Source organism: Herbiconiux sp. VKM Ac-2851, assembly GCF_013205105.1.
Classification (GTDB): Bacteria; Actinomycetota; Actinomycetes; order Actinomycetales; family Microbacteriaceae; genus Herbiconiux; species Herbiconiux flava.
The window spans coordinates 30,717-47,021 of the sequence record NZ_JABMLJ010000003.1; the positions used below are offsets into that span (position 1 = coordinate 30,717).

At 72.1% G+C, this 16,305-nt stretch carries 16 protein-coding genes; 6 read left to right on the top strand and 10 right to left on the bottom strand.

Features of this window, described 5'->3' with window-relative positions; genetic code table 11:
* Positions 1 to 20 precede the first annotated feature (20 nt).
* Genes HQQ85_RS13050 through HQQ85_RS13060 form a run of 3 tightly spaced genes read left to right on the top strand, consistent with a single transcriptional unit; the run spans position 21 to position 3,350 of the window.
* Positions 21 to 1,088 carry a LacI family DNA-binding transcriptional regulator gene (locus HQQ85_RS13050; RefSeq protein ID WP_173183000.1) on the top strand — a complete coding sequence of 356 codons (1,068 nt, stop codon included), beginning with the start codon at positions 21 to 23 and terminating at the stop codon, positions 1,086 to 1,088.
* Positions 1,081 to 2,016, top strand: coding sequence for a carbohydrate kinase (locus HQQ85_RS13055; protein WP_173183001.1), 936 nt, complete (start codon positions 1,081 to 1,083; stop codon positions 2,014 to 2,016). Before HQQ85_RS13050 ends, HQQ85_RS13055 begins: the two co-directional genes overlap by 8 nt.
* A complete protein-coding gene (locus tag HQQ85_RS13060) occupies positions 2,016 to 3,350 on the top strand; it encodes a NosD domain-containing protein (RefSeq protein ID WP_173183002.1) in 1,335 nt (444 codons plus the stop codon). Before HQQ85_RS13055 ends, HQQ85_RS13060 begins: the two co-directional genes overlap by 1 nt.
* A 12-nt stretch (positions 3,351 to 3,362) precedes the next feature.
* Here the strand turns inward: HQQ85_RS13060 and HQQ85_RS13065 are convergent, their stop codons facing one another.
* Positions 3,363 to 4,229 (bottom strand): helix-turn-helix transcriptional regulator, encoded by an 867-nt coding sequence (locus HQQ85_RS13065; protein ID WP_173183003.1) that lies wholly within the window; start codon positions 4,227 to 4,229, stop codon positions 3,363 to 3,365.
* 124 nt (positions 4,230 to 4,353) lie between these two features.
* Between HQQ85_RS13065 and HQQ85_RS13070 the strand changes: the two genes are divergently transcribed.
* Positions 4,354 to 5,334, top strand: a complete 981-nt coding sequence (locus HQQ85_RS13070; protein WP_173183004.1) for an aldo/keto reductase — start codon at positions 4,354 to 4,356, stop codon at positions 5,332 to 5,334.
* A 76-nt stretch (positions 5,335 to 5,410) separates the two neighbouring features.
* Positions 5,411 to 6,418, top strand: a complete 1,008-nt coding sequence (locus tag HQQ85_RS13075; RefSeq protein ID WP_173183005.1) for an LLM class flavin-dependent oxidoreductase — start codon at positions 5,411 to 5,413, stop codon at positions 6,416 to 6,418.
* 103 nt (positions 6,419 to 6,521) lie between these two features.
* Here HQQ85_RS13075 and HQQ85_RS13080 read toward each other — a convergent pair whose 3' ends face one another.
* The 6 genes from HQQ85_RS13080 to HQQ85_RS13105 all read right to left on the bottom strand — a co-directional run bounded on the left by HQQ85_RS13080 (position 6,522) and on the right by HQQ85_RS13105 (position 12,993).
* On the bottom strand, positions 6,522 to 8,018 hold the full coding sequence (locus HQQ85_RS13080; protein ID WP_173183006.1) for an aldehyde dehydrogenase family protein: 1,497 nt from the start codon (positions 8,016 to 8,018) through the stop codon (positions 6,522 to 6,524).
* Positions 8,019 to 8,065: 47 nt separating this feature from the next.
* On the bottom strand, positions 8,066 to 9,214 hold the full coding sequence (locus HQQ85_RS13085; protein WP_173183007.1) for a mandelate racemase/muconate lactonizing enzyme family protein: 1,149 nt from the start codon (positions 9,212 to 9,214) through the stop codon (positions 8,066 to 8,068).
* Positions 9,211 to 10,182, bottom strand: a complete 972-nt coding sequence (locus tag HQQ85_RS13090; protein ID WP_173183008.1) for a dihydrodipicolinate synthase family protein — start codon at positions 10,180 to 10,182, stop codon at positions 9,211 to 9,213. The genes HQQ85_RS13085 and HQQ85_RS13090 overlap by 4 nt, the downstream gene beginning before the upstream one ends.
* Positions 10,179 to 11,582 carry an MFS transporter gene (locus HQQ85_RS13095; RefSeq protein WP_173183009.1) on the bottom strand — a complete coding sequence of 468 codons (1,404 nt, stop codon included), beginning with the start codon at positions 11,580 to 11,582 and terminating at the stop codon, positions 10,179 to 10,181. The genes HQQ85_RS13090 and HQQ85_RS13095 overlap by 4 nt, the downstream gene beginning before the upstream one ends.
* Positions 11,583 to 11,679: 97 nt before the next feature.
* On the bottom strand, positions 11,680 to 12,357 hold the full coding sequence (locus HQQ85_RS13100; RefSeq protein ID WP_173183010.1) for a GntR family transcriptional regulator: 678 nt from the start codon (positions 12,355 to 12,357) through the stop codon (positions 11,680 to 11,682).
* A gap of 75 nt (positions 12,358 to 12,432) precedes the next feature.
* Positions 12,433 to 12,993, bottom strand: coding sequence for a TetR/AcrR family transcriptional regulator (locus HQQ85_RS13105; RefSeq protein WP_173183011.1), 561 nt, complete (start codon positions 12,991 to 12,993; stop codon positions 12,433 to 12,435).
* Between the two features lie 91 nt (positions 12,994 to 13,084).
* On the opposite strand from HQQ85_RS13105, the gene HQQ85_RS13110 reads away from it, so the two are divergent.
* On the top strand, positions 13,085 to 13,921 hold the full coding sequence (locus HQQ85_RS13110; RefSeq protein WP_173183892.1) for an alpha/beta fold hydrolase: 837 nt from the start codon (positions 13,085 to 13,087) through the stop codon (positions 13,919 to 13,921).
* A 110-nt stretch (positions 13,922 to 14,031) separates the two neighbouring features.
* Here the strand turns inward: HQQ85_RS13110 and HQQ85_RS13115 are convergent, their stop codons facing one another.
* The 3 genes from HQQ85_RS13115 to HQQ85_RS13125 form a co-directional block, all read right to left on the bottom strand.
* Positions 14,032 to 14,502: a DUF805 domain-containing protein gene (locus tag HQQ85_RS13115; RefSeq protein ID WP_173183012.1), complete on the bottom strand. Its 471-nt coding sequence runs from the start codon at positions 14,500 to 14,502 to the stop codon at positions 14,032 to 14,034.
* A 104-nt stretch (positions 14,503 to 14,606) separates the two neighbouring features.
* Positions 14,607 to 14,918, bottom strand: a complete 312-nt coding sequence (locus tag HQQ85_RS13120) for an ATP-dependent DNA ligase (protein ID WP_173183013.1) — start codon at positions 14,916 to 14,918, stop codon at positions 14,607 to 14,609.
* 59 nt (positions 14,919 to 14,977) lie between these two features.
* Entirely contained in the window at positions 14,978 to 16,243 is a 1,266-nt protein-coding gene (locus tag HQQ85_RS13125; protein ID WP_371741894.1) for an MFS transporter, read from the bottom strand.
* Positions 16,244 to 16,305: the final 62 nt, after the last annotated feature.

Here is a 16,305-nt window from a genome sequence, read left to right on the forward strand (position 1 = left end):
CGAGCATCCAAGGGGACACAGTGGCACGCAAAGCGGTAGGCATCAAGGACGTGGCCCGCGAGGCGGGGGTCTCGGTGACCACGGTCTCGCACATCCTGAACGACGTGGAGTTCGCGCGTGCCAGCGACGAGACCCGCGAGCGGGTGAAGTCCACGGCCGAGCGGCTGGGCTACGGCGCGAACCGCATCGCGCGGAGCCTGCGCCGCCAGCAGTCCGAGATGATCGGGCTGCTGAGCGAGGAGATCGCCACCACCCCGCACGCCGGCCGCATCATCCTCGGTGCGCAGGAGGCGGCCCGGAAGCGCGGCCTCACCCTCGTGCTCATCAACACCAGCCGCGACGAGCTCGACATCCAGCGCGACACGGATGCCCTGCTGCGCCAGCAGGTCGACGGAGTGCTCTACGCCACGATGTACCACCGCGAGATCGACCTCCCACGCTCGCTGCGGTCGGTTCCGACGGTGCTGATCGACTCGACCTCGCACGACGGGAGCGTGCCGTCGGTCGTGCCCGACGAGGAGGGCGGAGCGTACGTCGCCGTGGACGAGCTGATCGGGCACGGCCACCGGCGCATCGGCTTCGTCACCAACTCCGACGACGTCCCGGCCACCCGCGGCCGCCTCGCCGGCTACCGGCGCGCGCTGGCCGAGGCGGGCGTGGAGTTCGATCCGGCACTCGTGGTCGCCGAGCAGTCCGAGACCCCCGGCGGCTACAAGGCCGCCCTCGCGGTGCTCGACCGCGACGACGCCGACCGGCCGACCGCCCTGTTCTGCTACAACGACCGCATGGCCATGGGTGCCTACCGGGCCGCGGCGGAGCTCGGGCTCCGCATCCCCGCCGACCTCTCGATCGTCGGCTTCGACAACCAGGAACTGATCGCCGAAGGCCTCTACCCGGCCCTCACCACCGTCGCCCTGCCGCACTTCGAGATGGGCGAGTGGGCCCTCGGCGCCTTGGCCGAGCTGATGGTGGGCGACGCCGACTCCGCGACGAAGGACAGCTACCAGCCCGCGGTGCTCTCCTGCCCGCTGGTGCGGCGCGACTCGGTCGCGGCGCCCCGCCCGGTCGGAGGATCCGCCGGTGACTGAGCTGCTCGTCGTCGGCGAGGCCCTCGTCGACGTGGTGTCGACCCCCGACGGGCGGCAGGAGCACCCCGGCGGAAGCCCGATGAACGTCGCCATCGGTCTCGCTCGGCTCGGAGCATCCGTCACCCTGGCGACCCGCCTCGGCACGGATGCCCGGGGCCGCGCGATCGCGCACCATCTCGCCGACTCGGCGGTGCGGCTGGCGCCCGGCTCGATCGACCCCGCGACCCGCACCTCCAGCGCGACCGCCACGATCGGCCCCGACGGATCGGCGAGCTACGACTTCGACATCGCCTGGGACGTCGCCGAACTGCCCACGACCGGCTTCGAGCTCGTGCACACCGGATCGATCGGGGCGCTGATGGCACCCGGGTCGGGCGCGGTCGCCCGGTGCTTCGAGTCCGTCGACGGGGGAGTGCTGCGGTCGTTCGACCCCAACATCCGGCCGTCGGTGCTCGGCAGCCGCGGCGAAGTGCTCCCGCTCGTGGAGCGACTGGCCCGGGCGAGCACGGTGGTGAAGCTGAGCGACGAGGATGCGCGCTGGCTGCATCCCGAGCTCGATCCGCTCGAGGTGACCGCCCACTACGCGCGGCTCGGCGCGTCGATCGTCGTGGTCACCCGGGGTGGCGACGGCAGCCTGCTGCGAGTCGGAGCCGAGACGGCCGACGTCTCCGCGCCGATCGTCGACGTGTCCGACACGATCGGCGCCGGCGACTCGTTCATGGCCGGGCTGCTGTTCGGCCTCACCACCTCGATCGGTGCCGGGAGGGTGCGGGCGGCCGCCTTCGACGACATCCTGCAGGCCGCCCGGTTCGCCGCCGCCTGCGCCGCGATCACGGTCGGCCGTCCCGGCGCCGATCTCCCACGACGGCACGAGGTCGCCGTCCCGGCACTGGTACCCGCACCCGCACCTTCAGAGAGAGGCAACTGATGAGCACCGCCAACCGCTACGACGTCACGACGTGGCCCGTCGGCGATCCCGCCCAGGACATCGGGGAGGTGCTGAACAGCATCATCGCCGACATCCACAGCCGCCAGCCGGCCTCGGTCGACTCCGACGGCGGCCGGCCCGGCGCGGTGATCGTGATCCCGCCGGGCGACTACCGGCTGCGCACCCAGGTGCTCATCGACCTCAGCTTCCTCCGGATCGAGGGGTCGGGCCACGGGTTCACCTCGTCGAGCATCCGCTTCAACGTGCCCGAGGAGGAGTGGCCGGACCTCCACGAGCTGTGGCCGGGAGGCAGCCGCATCCTCGTCGACCTGCCCGTCGCCGCCGGGGCGAGCGAGCTCGAGGGGGCCGCCTTCGTGGTCTCGCGGAGCGGCAGCCCACGGATCAGCTCGGTCGAGTTCTCGGGCTTCTGCATCGACGGGCTGCACTTCACGGGCGAGCGTTCGGGCCGGCATCCGGAGAACAGCTACGTCAACGGCAAGACGGGCATCTACGTCGAGAGCGCCAACGACTCGTTCCGCATCAGCGAGATGGGGTTCGTCTACCTCGAGCACGCACTCACGATCTGCAACGCGGATGCGCTGTCGATCCACGACAACTTCGTCGCCGAGTGCGGCAGCTGCATCGAGCTGCGCGGCTGGGGCCAGGCCTCGAAGATCACCGACAACCTGATCGGTGCCGGCCCCGACGGCTACTCGATCTACGCCGAGAACCACGGCGGGCTGCTGATCACGGCCAACAACGTCTTCCCGCGCGGAGCGAGCAGCGTGCACCTGGAGTCGGTGAGCCGCTCGAGCGTGACGGCCAACCGGCTGCATTCGTTCTATCCCCGGATGCTCGTGCTCTCAGGCGGCAGCTCGGAGAACCTCGTCGCGTCGAACCACCTGCTGCGCGACCACGAGCCGTGGACGCCGTTCCTCGGCGTCGACAACGGCCTCGACGATCTCTACGGACTAGTGCGGATCGACGGGAGCGACAACTCGGTCATCGGCAACCACGTCTCGGAGGTGATCGATTCGGCGAGCATCCGCCCGGCCGGTGCGCGGCCGGTCGTGATCAGGCTGGCGTCGGGCAGCGGCAACTACGTGGCCACGAACCACGTCGTGGCGCGGGGCGTGCACGCGTCGACGGGTGGCTCGGCGTTCGAGGCCCAGGTGGATGCGCTGCTGGCGACCTCGGCGGCGGAGACCCTGGCCGTCACGGCCGTCGCCGTCGACCCGGCGTCGACGCGGAACACGATCCTCGACAGCGGCACCGACGCCGAGGTGCAGGCCGATCGCGCGGTCAACGCGGTGCGCCCGACCCCGACCGTCTGAGCCGTCGGGCGGTCAGCGCACCTGCGGCTCGCGCGGCGCCGCCCAGCTAGACAGCACCCGGAGGGCGTCGGCGGCCGGGCTCGCCGGGGGTGCGCTGTAGGCGATGAGCTGGAGACCACGGACGGAGGAGAGCTGCATCGCCTCGTAGTCGAGGTCGAGCGCGCCGACGACCGGGTGCACGATCTGCTTGACGCCCGTGCTGTGCTCGCGCACGTCGTGAGCGGCCCAGAGCGTGCGGAACGGCTGGCTGCGCGTGGAGAGCTCGCCGACGAGGTCGCTCAATCGGCGGTTGCGGGGGGTGCGGCCGGCCTCCGCGCGCAGTAGCGCGACCGTCTGGGTGGCCGTCGCCGTCCAGTCCCGGTAGAAGTCCTCGGCCCGGGGGTCGAGGAAGACGTAGCGGCAGAAGTTCGGCGGCCTGACCGGATGCTCGAACAGCTGCGAGAACACCGCCCGTCCGAGCGAGTTGCTCGCCAGCACGTCGAGCCGGCCGTTCTGCACGACGGCGGGCACGTCCTTCATGGCGTCGAGCAGCTGCTGGAGGCCGGCGTCGACGGGCCGGATCGGCGCAGCCCGGCGGGCCCGGGGCGCGGCGCCCTCATTGGCGGCGCGCACCAGGTCGTAGAGGTGGTTGCGCTCGGCGTCGTCGAGCCGGAGTGCGCGCACGAGGCTCTCGAGCACGGCCTCGGACACGCCCTTCACGTTGCCCCGCTCGAGGCGCACGTAGTACTCCACGCTCATCCCGGCCAGGAGAGCCACCTCCTCCCGGCGGAGGCCGGGCACGCGGCGGCGCAGGTTGAAGTCGGGTAGGCCGGCCTGCTGCGGCGTGATCCTGGCCCGGCGGGTGGTCAGGAACTCACGCACCTCGTCGGGAGTGTCCATGCCCCGAACCTACGACAGATCCGGCCCGCGAACGGGGCACCACCGTTAACCCTACAGACGGTGGCTCCCAGGATGCCCGGCTGCCCTCTTGACTGGGACCACACCACGAAAGGACCCACCCATCATGAAGAACGCACAGCTGGGCGGCCTCGAGGTCTCCCGCATCGGACTCGGCGCGATGACCATGGCCGGCACCTACACGAGCGGCGGAGGCCTGGACGACGATGAGTCGGTGCGCGCCATCCACCGGGCGCTCGATCTCGGCGTCACCCACATCGACACGGCCGAGATCTACGGTCCGTACCTCAGCGAGGAGATCGTCGGCCGGGCCCTCCGGGGGCGCCGCGACGAGGTCGTCGTCGCCACCAAGTTCGGGCTGGTCTCTCACGCGGGCGGCGGACCGGGCACGATCGACAGCTCGCCCGCGAACGTGAGGGCCGCCGTCGAGGGCTCGCTCGAAAGACTCGGCACCGACTACATCGATCTCTACTACCAGCACCGCGTCGACCCGGGCACGCCGATCGAGGAGACCGCCGGTGCGGTCGCCGAGCTGGTGGCCGAGGGCAAGGTGCGGCACTTCGGGCTCTCGGAGGCCTCGGCGCGGACGATCCGCCGGGCGCACGCCGTGCATTCGGTCGCCGCCCTGCAGACGGAGTACTCGCTGTGGACCCGCGATGTCGAGGCCGAGATCCTGCCCGTGCTGCGCGAGCTCGGCATCGGGTTCGTGCCGTACTCGCCGCTCGGGCACGGTCTGCTGACGGGGCGGCTGCGGTCGGCCGACGAGATCCCCGACGACGACTGGCGCAAGACGAACCCGCGGTTCGTCGGCGAGAACTTCGCCCGCAACCTGCGACTGGTCGACGAGGTGCGCGCGATCGGCGCCGAGATCGGGGCGACGCCCGCGCAGACGGCGCTCGCGTGGATCCTCACCCGCGGCGACGACATCGCCCCCATCCCCGGCACCCGCCGGGTGGCGCGCGTGGAGGAGAACACGGCGGCCGACGCGGTCTCGCTCACGCCCGAGCAGGTCGAGCGCCTCACCGCGCTCGAGCCCGCGGCCGGCGCTCGGCACGACGACGCGAACATGACGACCATCGACCGCTGAGCGAGGCGTCGGCGGCCGCCGTGCCGCCGCCGCCCCGGTCGGGAAGCCTTCGCCGCCCGCCGGCGTTGGCTCTTTCATGACCGTTCCCCTCTCGATCCTCGACCTCGCCCCGATCGCCCCCGGCGAGACCGCGCGCGACAGCTTCGCCGCCTCCGTCGCGCTCGCCCAGCAGGCCGAGGCGAGCGGCTACCGGCGGGTCTGGTACGCCGAGCACCACAACATGGAGTCGATCGCGTCGAGCGCGACCGCGGTGCTGATCGCGCACGTGGCCTCCCAGACCTCGACCATCCGGCTCGGAGCCGGTGGTGTGATGCTGCCCAACCACGCCCCGCTGACGATCGCCGAGCAGTTCGGCACGCTCGAGGCGCTGCACCCCGGCCGCATCGACCTCGGGCTCGGGCGGGCACCCGGCAGCGACCAGGCGACGTTCCGGGCGCTCCGCCGCGACCCCGCGTCGTCTGAGCGGTTCCCCGAGGACGTGCTCGAGCTGCAGGGCTTCCTCGCCGGCGAGTCGCGGGTGCCCGGCGTGGGCGCCACACCGGGGGCCGGCTCGCGGGTGCCGCTGTACATCCTGGGCTCGTCGCTGTTCGGTGCCCGGCTCGCCGCCGCCTACGGGCTGCCCTACGCCTTCGCGTCGCATTTCGCCCCGGATGCTCTGCACGACGCCGTGGCGACCTACCGACGTGAGTTCACCCCCTCCGCCCAGCTCGACCGGCCGCACGTCATAGCCGGGGTGAACGCGATCGCGGCCGACGACCGTGACGACGCCGAGCAGCAGTTCGCGCGCATGAAGCGGGCCCGGCTGATGATGCTGCTGCGGCAGAGCGGCCGCATCTCGCTCGAGCGGCAGTTCGGCGACGACGAGCTCGACTACCTGCTGACCACCCCGGCCGGAGCGCACGTCGCCACCATGACGACCTACACCGGCATCGGCACGGGCGCCGAGGTCGCCGACTACGTCGAGGACTTCGCGCGCACGGCCGACGTCGACGAGGTCATCGTGGCGCACGCCTCCCTGGAGACGGACGCGCGTGTGCGCTCGGTCGAGCTGCTCGGCGACGCGCACGCCCGCGTCGCCGCCTAGAGGGGCCGACCGCCGGATCGGTCTGAGACGCCCGCGTCGCCGCTAGCCGGCGCCACCGGAGAGGGCGGCGAAGGCAGGCGAAGGCAGGCGAAGGCAGGCGGCCTCACGGCAGCACGAGCACCCCGTCCACACGCCGCGGGAAATCGACCGGGCCATCACGCAGCTCGGTCGGCAGCTCGGCCTCCGGCGCGTTCTGCCACGCGACCGGCCGCAGGTAGCGCCGGATCGACGTCGCGCCCACCGAGGTGTGCACCGAGTCGGTCGAGGGCCACGGACCGCCGTGGTGCTGCGCCCAGGCGACGGCCACTCCCGTCGGGTACTGGTCGTAGAGGATGCGCCCCGCGCTCGCCGTGACCGCAGCCCGGGCCGAGGGCACGCCGGCGTCTCCGGGCTCGAGGAACAGCGTCGCGGTCAGCGTTCCGGGAAGGCCGGCAGCGAGCCGGGCGGCGTGCTCGTCGTCGCGGTAGCGCGCCACGACGGCCACGGGCCCGAAGCACTCCTCCGCCAGGCGGCCGGCCAGGTCGTCGCCGTCGAACTCGACGACGGCCGGGGTCGTCGACCGGGTGGCGGAGGCCGAGCCGCCGGCCAGCAGCGAGGCTCCGGGAACGGCTGCCAACGAGGCGAGCCCGTCACGGTAGGCGTCGGCCATCCCGAGAGTGAGCGCCGGCTTGGCGTCCACGCCGGCGACCGCTGACGCCAGCGCCGAGACGAGGGTGTCCCCGGCGGCGCCCGCCGGCACGAGCGCGATGCCCGGCTTGGTGCAGAACTGCCCGCCGCCCTGCACGATCGACGCCGCGAGACCGGCGGCGATCGTGTCGGCCCGGGCCGCCGCGGCGGCGGGCGAGACGAGCACCGGGTTGATGCTGCCGAGCTCTCCGTAGAACGGGATCGGCGAGGGCCGGGCCGCCGCCAGCTCGGCCAGGGCGCGCCCGCCGCCGGGCGAACCGGTGAAGCTCGCGGCGCGGATCGCCGGCGCCTGCACGAGGTCGATCCCCGCCTGGTAGCCGTGGACCACCGACACGGCGCGCCCCACCACGGGGTCGGTCGCCTCGGCGATCACCGACGCGACGAGGGCGCTGGTCTCCGGATGCGCGGGGTGCGCCTTCACGACGACCCCCGCTCCGGCGGCCAGCGCGGCCGCGGTGTCCCCGCCCGGCACCGAGAAGGCGAGGGGGAAGTTGCTCGCGGCGTAGACGGCGACGGGGCCGAGCGGAACGAGCATCCGGCGCAGATCGGGCCGCGGGCCCATGGGGGTGTCGCCCGCGTGGTCGATAACGGCCTCGAGGTAGGAGCCCTCGCGCAGCACCTCGGCGAAGAAGCGCAGCTGGTAGGCCGTGCGGGTGAGTTCACCGTTCAGGCGGGTCGCGCCCAGGGCGGTCTCGGAGTCGGCGGTGGCGACGATGTCGTCGCGCCGGGCCTCCAGCGCGTCGGCGATCGACTCGAGCAGGCGGGCCCGGCCCGTGCGGCCGAGTGCCTGGAGGCGGGCGGTCGCAGCGGATGCCGCCGCCACGGCGGAGGCGAGGCCGGCCGCGTCGGTCTCCTCGAGGTCGAGGGTGCGGCGCACTCCGGTCGCCGGGTCGGTGGTGGTGATGGAGGTCATGCTGTCGTGCTCCTTCGTCTCAAGGGTCGGGTCGGTGGGCGGGTGCCCTACATCCACCCCGTCGACCCGTCCGGCTTCACCGGCACCCGCCGCTCCCAGTGCACCCAGTCGTCGTGGGCGAGGGCCGTCTCATCGATCGTGATGCCCCAGCCCGGCCGGTCGGGCCGCAGCTCGAGGTGCCCGTCGACCGGCGTGTACGGGTCGTGGCACCACGACACCGGGTCGGGCTTGTACTCGAGAATGGAGAAGTTCGTCGTCGCCGCCGCGAAGTGCACGTTCGCCGCGGTCGCGAGCGGGCCGAGCGGATTGTGCGGTGCCACGGGCACGTAGTGGGCCTCGGTGAGGTGCGCGATCTTCACCATCTGAGTCAGCCCGCCCACCACGCAGATGTCGGGCTGCACGATGTCGGCGCCCTGCACCGAGAGCAGCCCGAGGAACTCGTTGGGGGAGTATAGCGATTCGCCGGTCGCGAGCGGCACCGACAGCGCCGACAGCTCCGCGCGGATGCGCGCCCAGGCCGGCAGGTACTCGGGCCGGATCGGCTCCTCCAGGAAGAGCGGGTCGTTCGGCGCGAGGGCGGCCCCGAGCGCGACCGCCTGCTGCGGCGACCAGAGGCAGGCGTGGGCGTCGAAGGCGAACTCGAAGTCGTCGGGATGCGCATCCCGCACCTCACCGAAGTACCGCCCCAGCTCGGCTGCCACCACCCCGAAGCGGTGCCGGTGCAGCTCGGTGCGGTACGGGCTCAGCTTGAAGGCGGTGAAGCCCTCGGTCTCGTGCAGCCGGGTGGTGCGATCAAGCAGCTCGGGCACGTCGGGGGCCGAGTAGAGTCCGGCGTAGACGCGCACCCGGTCGCGCACCGCGCCGCCGAGCAGCTGGTAGACGGGCAGCCCGGCGGCCTTGCCCGCGATGTCCCACAGGGCGTGGTCGATCGCCGCGAGGGCCGCGAGCCCGAGGGCGCCGGGCGGGAACCGCGACGACTGCAACAGCAACTGCGCCACGTAGGAGGTGCGGCGTGCGTCGATGCCCTTGATCTGCTCGAACAGGTACTCCAGCAGCGGCGGGAAGGCGAGGTCGGGACCGTGGTTGTACACCTCGGCCCAGCCCTCGAGGCCGTCGTCGGTGGTGATCTTCACCAGCACCCGCGGGCGGTCGCCGACGCGCTGGAGGTAGGTGTCCAGCCGCTCGATCACGGTCATGCCGGCACTCCCGCCGTCTCGGCGTCCCAGTGCAGGGGCGGCGCGGCGGGCCAGTCGGCGATCGACTCGCGCACCTCCTCCCGGGCGCTCGCCGAGAGCGGGGCGCTCGGCGGTCGCAGCTCGCGGCGGCAGAGGCCGAGCTGGTGCATGGCCTCCTTCACGACTGCCACGTTGTCGGCCGAGCGGCCCCGAGCCCGCAGGTGCTCGAACTGACGGATGCTCCGCCACACGCTCTCGGCCTCCGCCGGGTCGCCGCCCCGGAGCGCCTCGAGCATCGCGAGCGAGGTCGCGGGCACCACGTTCACCAGCCCCGAGGTGAAGGCCCGGGCGCCGCCCTGCCAGTACGACGGGGCGTACGACTCGGCGAGCCCGGCGATCCAGAGCACCTCGGACGCCGTGGCGGCGGCCACCTCCGAGCGCACGGTGGCGAACACCACCGGGTCGGGCACCGAGTACTTCAGCGCCACCACGTTGGGCGCCGCGTCGATCAGCCGCGCGATCTCGGCGCCGCCGATGAGGGTCGAGCTCAGGTAGGGCACCACCCCGATCTCGGGCACGGCCGAGGCGATGGCGACGTTGTAGTCGATCCAGCCCTCCGGCGAGAGGTAGGGCAGCACGGGCTGGTGCACCATCACGGCGTCGGCCCCGGCGTCACGGGCGACGCGGGCGTCGGCGATCGCGGTGCTGAGGTCGAGCCCCACGCCACCGATGATCACCGCCCGGCCGGCCGCCGCATCCGTCACCGTGCGGAGCACCGCGCGGCGCTCCTCGGGCGAGAGGGCGTAGAACTCGCCCGTGTTGCCGTTCGGCGTGAGCGCCGTGACGCCGGCGACGACGAGGCGGTCGATCAGGGCGGTGAGCAGCGGATGATCGACCTCGCCGTTCTCGTCGAACGGCACGACGGGGATGCCGACGACGGTGGAGAGCCGGGCGATCAGGGCGTCGCGGTCGAGGCCGGATGCGGTCATGACGAGGTCCTTTCGGAGGGCGCGGTGGTGGTGCCACTGGGCGGGGCGGTGGCGTCGGAGGGCGGGACCGTGACGTCGGAGAGAGGGACGACGGGCTTGATGCGCACCCAGAATCCGTAGATCGCGGCACTGATCAGGCAACTGAGCGCGGCGAAGACGAGCGGGCCGACGTAGGAGTTGTCGCTGAAGGTGAGGAACAGGCCGATGGCGATCGGGCTGATCAGGTTGCCGAGCTGCGAGCCGAAGTTCTGGAACCCGGCGACCGAGCCGACGGTGTCGCGTGACTCGGCGACCTCGGCCGGCAGGCTGAGGATGGCCGCGCCGGCGAAGGAGTGCGCAGCGCTCGAGACGGTGAGCACCACCATCACGAGCACGTTCGACTCGATGAAGGGGCTGAAGCCGATGCAGGCGCTCAGCACCAGGCCGGCGATGATCGGGATCTTGCGGGCGGCCCCCGCGGAGACCTTCCCCGAGGCCAGCAGGCGGTCGGAGACGATGCCGCCGAGCACGGTCGCGCCGATCGCGATGACGGCGGGGATCGCACCGACGAGGCCGAACTCCTCCTTGGACAGGCCCCGGTCGTTCAGCAGGTAGCTGGGGTACCAGGTGAGGAAGAAGGCGCCGGCGAGCGAGCGGAAGACGTAGCCGAACATCAGCGCCCAGACCTGGTTGTTGCGCAGCAGCGCGCGCCAGGGCTTCTTCTCGCCGGTCGACGCGGCGGCCACCATCTCGCCCTGGTCGGAGTTGATGTACTCGAGCTCCTCGGCGTTGACGCGGCGGTGCTTCTCGGGGGCGCGGTACACGGCCAGCCACCCGACGACCCAGAGCGCGCCCACGACACCGATCAGCAGGAAGGCGAAGCGCCATCCGGCGAACACCGCAAGGGCGGTGACGACCGGGATCGACAGCGCGGTGCCGATCTGCTGCCCCATGTCGAACAGGCTCGACGCGAAGGCGCGCTCCCGGCGGGGGAACCAGCGCGAGACGACCTTGACGTTGGCCGGCTGCACGGGCGCCTCGCCGATGCCGAGGCCGAGGCGGAAGACGATCGTCGAGACGACGCCGGTGGAGAGGGCGGTCAGTGCGGTCCAGATCGACCACCAGCCGACGGCGATCGGGTAGATCACGCGGGGCCCGAACTTGTCGAGCAGCCAGCCGCTCGGGATCTGGAACAGGGCGTAGGTCCAGAAGAACGACGACAGCAGCACGCCCTGGATGGCCGGGCCGATCTCGAACTCCTCGGCCATGAAGGGCAGCGCCACGGCGAGCGCGGCGCGGTCGAGGTAGGCGATGGTGAGACCGAGGGCCGAGAAGCCCACGATCGTCCAGCGCATGTTCGAGCGCTTCCGGCGGACGTCGGGCGTGGCCGCGGGGGCCGGTTTTGTATCATTGTGAAGCATCGTTGCTCCTTCGTAAGCGACGGTGACCGCTCCGTGAGGAGCGTTGAACGACGGGGCGGCTCGGGATCTTGGCGGTGAACGAGCCGTCTCCCCACTTCTAGGCGGATCCCCCTTCCGGCGTCGGATGCTCGGCCGGCACGACGTGCCGCCGGGCGAAGTCGGCGATGTGCTCGCGCACGAGTCGCGCGGCGCCCTCGGAGTCGCCCGCCTGGGCGACCTCCAGGATGCGCGCGTGCTCCTCGGCCTCCCGCTGCCACGAGGCGCTGCGCGCCCAGGAGCCGGCGGAGATCAGCGCGATCTGGTCGCGGAGGCCGTCGAGGGTCTGCAGCAGCAGCGGATTGCCCGAGTGGCGGTAGAGCGCGCGGTGGAACTCGCGGTTCGCCATGCTGCGCTCCGAGCCGCTCTCCGCGGCGGCGGCGCGGGCGAGGGCGTCGGCCGCGCCGGTGAGGTCGGCGCCGGAGGCGATGCTGCGTCGCACGGCCTCGGGCTCGAGCAGGAGCCGCATGTCGTAGATGGCGACCGCGTCGTCGTCGCTGAAGACCCGCACGATCGCGCCGGTGTACGGGCGGATGACCACCAGGCCCGTTCCCTCGAGCGTCTTCAGCGCCTCGCGCACGGGGGTCTTCGAGACGCCGAGCCGGCCAGCGAGCTCGGCCTCGACGAGCGCCTCACCGGGCTCGAGCTGCCCGTTCAGGATGGCGCTCTTCAGGATCTCGAGCACGTGGGAGGTGCGGGACGTCGTCCCGACCGGCCCGAACTGTGTCGTCGCTGCCATGCGCACTCCCTCGTGGTATTTCGTACATCATATATGACGCGCGACCGAGCGCAAGAGCGCTGGACCCTACGCAACTCAAGGCAGGGCGGCGTCGACGAGGATCTCGGCCGCGGCGCGGGCGTGCCCCGCCGCCGAGGCGTCGCCTGCGATCGCGGCAGTGGTCTGCGCGCCCTCCGCGAGGATGGCGAGCTGCGGAGCCAGTGACGGCGGAGCGCCCGCCTCGGCCGCGAGGCGCGCCATCTCGTCCTGGAACGACTGCTTGTGGGCGCGGATCAGTGCGCTCACCGCCGGGCTCACGCCGCCGAGTTCGCCGAAGGCGTTGATGAAGCCGCAGCCGCGGAAGCTCTCTTCGGCGAACCATGCCGAGAGGTAGTCGTAGACGGCGAGGATGCGCGAGCGGGGGTCGCTCCGGGTTCCGACGACGGCGTCCAGTCCGCTGGTCCACTGCTCGTGCCGCCGTTCGAGCATGGCGAGCACGATGCTCTCCTTCGACGGGAACACCGAGTAGAGGCGCCGGAGGCTGACGCCGGCCGCGTCGCGCACCTCGTCCATGCCCACGGCGCTGAAGCCACGGGAGTAGAAGAGGGCGTCGGCGGCGTCGAGCACGCGCTCCCGGGCATCCGTTTCTGCAGTCATGGGACCAGTGTACTTGCGCTGAGAACGATGGTTCTCCTATACTCGGACGCAGATGAGAACGAGCGTTCTCACGGTCGGAAGGAAAGACACCATGGGCTACATCACCGTCGGCACCGAGAACAGCGACTCGGTCGAGCTGTACTACGAAGACCACGGCACGGGCCAGGCCGTCGTGCTGATCCACGGCTTCCCGCTCGACGGGCACTCCTGGGAGAAGCAGTCGGCCGCGCTGCTCGACGCCGGCTACCGCGTCATCACCTACGACCGTCGCGGCTTCGGGCAGTCGAGCCAGCCGACCACCGGCTACGACTACGACACCTTCGCCAGCGACCTCTACACGGTGCTCGAGACCCTCGACGTGACGGATGCGGTGCTCGTCGGGTTCTCGATGGGCACCGGCGAGGTGGGCCGCTACCTCGGCCGCTACGGTTCCGGCCGGGTGGCGAAGGCCGCGTTCCTCGCCTCGCTCGAGCCCTACCTGCTGAAGACCGACGACAACCCCGAGGGCGCCGCGCCGCTGGAGTTCTTCGAGGGCATCGTCGACGCCGTGAAGACCGACCGCTACGCCTACTTCACCGGCTTCTACCAGGACTTCTACAACCTCGACGAGAACCTCGGCAGCCGCATCTCCGAGGAGGTCGTGCGCGCCAGCTGGAACACCGCCGCCGGCAGCGGCTTCTTCGCCGCGGCCGCCGCCCCGCTGACCTGGTTCACCGACTTCCGCGCCGACATCGCGAAGATCGACGTGCCGGCGCTCATCCTGCACGGCACCGGTGACCGCATCCTGCCCATCGACGCCACCGGCCGCCTCTTCGCGAAGGCGCTGCCGAACGCCGACTACGTCGAGATCGAGGGCGCCCCGCACGGCCTGCTCTGGACGCACGCCGCTGAGGTCAACGAGGCGCTGCTCGCCTTCCTCGCGAAGTAGTCCCGTGACGACGAAGGGCCGGCTCGATGCCGGCCCTTCGGGTGTTCCTGGGTGCGAGCGCCCCGCTGTGGGGTGCGAGCGCAGCGCTGTGTGGTGCGAGCGCAGCGCGCCTAGCGGTCGAAGCGCCGGCCGGCCGGGTCGGAGGCCGACACGAAGAACACGAGCAGGATGATCGCGCCCACGATCGGGATGAGGATCAGCAGGTACCACGCCCCGCTGCGGTTCGTGTCGTGCAGCCGGCGCCAGGCCAGGGCGAGCGTCGGGATGATGGTCGCCAGCGTCCAGATGACGGCGATCGCCGACACGACGGTCGCGCCCGGGGTCATGCTCGTCTCGCCGGTCATAGCCGCTCCCGCGCCGCCCGCCGCGAGCGAGGCGATGTTGAGCACGGCGCTGACGATGAACACGACGAGTGCCCACCACCAGTACTCGCTGCGGCTGGCCCGCCCCGAGAAGGTCGCGTACTTCTGGAAGAAGCGCTTCGCGGCGACGCCGAACGGCGCTCCGTAGTAGGGCTGGTCGAGCGGCGGCTCGCCGCCCTGTGTCTGCTGGGGATAGGTGGCCGGGCTGCCGGTCGTCATGGCGATCTCCTCGAGATGGGGGTGGTCGTCGCCGAGCCTAGGGCTGCGGCGGCCCCGGGCTCCGGATGCCGAGGGGCCCCAAAACGGGGGCTGGGCGCACGGGGCTACGGCGCCGGGTCCGCGGCGGGCTCGGGGAGCACCTGGAGGCCGCTCGGGGAGTTGGCCGTGCGCATCAGCGCCTCGACCCAGGCGCGGTTGAGCGACGGCGGCCGGCTGCCCGAGAAGTCGAAGACGACGGAGTGGTGCGGGTGCATCCAGATCGTGGTGCGCCCGCCCCCCGCGGCCGCGTCGTCGCGCCAGGAGAAGAGGAACGATTCGCCGCGCCTGAACTTCGCCCCGATCACGGTCTGCAGATGGGCGAGCGTGCGGTCCTCGAAGGTGATCGTCGTCTCGGACGCATGGATCAGCCGGCCCACCGCACCCCTCTTCTCGTCGTCGTGCGTCTCAGACTGTAGCCAGCGGGCCCCCGGGGGGCCTATTCGGCCTGAGGGCCCTTGACAGACGGCACGAGAACCGGCAGGGACTCCCGCCGCGTCGAGAGCACCCCCGCGAACACCAGGGCCAGCAGCCCGGCGATCGGCACGATCAGCAGGCCCACCCGCAGGCTCGTGGCGTCCGCCACCGCCCCGACGATCGGCGGCGAGACGAGGAAGCCCACCCGCAGCAGCCAGCTGACGATCGTCAGCCCCGTGCCGGGGCGGAACCCGGGCAGCTCGTCGGCCGCCTGCATGGCGGCGGGGATGAGCGTCGACACCCCGAGCCCCGCGAGCCCGAAGCCCGCGATCGTTCCCCACACCGTGGGGAAGGCCAGCGCGAGCCCCATCCCCACCAGCACGATCGCGCCACCGGCCCTGGCCACCGCGCGCTGGCCGAACCGGTCGACGAGGCCGTCGCCGAGCATCCGGCCCACGAACTGCATGCCCTGCAGGGCGACGAAGCCGATGCCCGCGAGGAAGGCCGAGGTGCCGAGCGAGCCCGAGAGGTAGAGCGCCGACCAGGAGGCGCCCGAGTCCTCGACGACGGCGCCCACCGAGGCGATCACGACCAGCGCGAGCAGCACGCCGTACTTCGCCAGCGGCCCCCGGCCCGCCCGCGGTGACGGCGACGGCGAGGGCGACTCCGCGGTGACGGATGCCGCCGGCTGCACGACCTCGAGCGGCTCCGGGCCGGGCAGCAGCAGGCGGTACGCGACCAGGGCCGCCACCGAGAACAGCACCCCGCTCAGCGCCAGGTGCAGCGGGATCGGCACCGCGAACTGCGCGGCCGCCGCGCCCAGCACGCCGCCAGAGACGGCGCCGATGCTCCAGATCGCGTGGAAGGAGTTCAGGATCGAGCGCCCGTACAGCCGCTGCACCCGCAGGGCGTGCGAGTTCTGGGCCACGTCGGTGATCGAGTCCATCGCCCCGGCGACGAACAGTCCACCGGCGAGCACCGCCCACGACGAGCCCGAGCCCGCGACCAGGATGCCGACGGCCGACAGGATGGTCGCCACCACCGCCACCCGCGAGGAGCGGAACCGCCGCACCAGGGCTCCCGCGCTCAGTCCGGCGAGCAGGGCGCCCACCGGGAATGCCGCGACGGCGAGGCCGAACGAGGTCTTGCTGAGGTCGAGCTGCTCGACCAGCTCCGGGTAGCGCGGCAGCAGGTTCGCGAAGATCGCGCCGTTCGTGAAGAACAGCACGGCGGCGCCGATACGGGCCCGGCGGGCGAGGGACGTTGGGCGCGGGCGTTCGGCGGTCACCGTCCTCACGCTAACAGCCCGGATGCTCCTGCCAGACGCCCGGGCGGAGCGCAAGCCCCCAC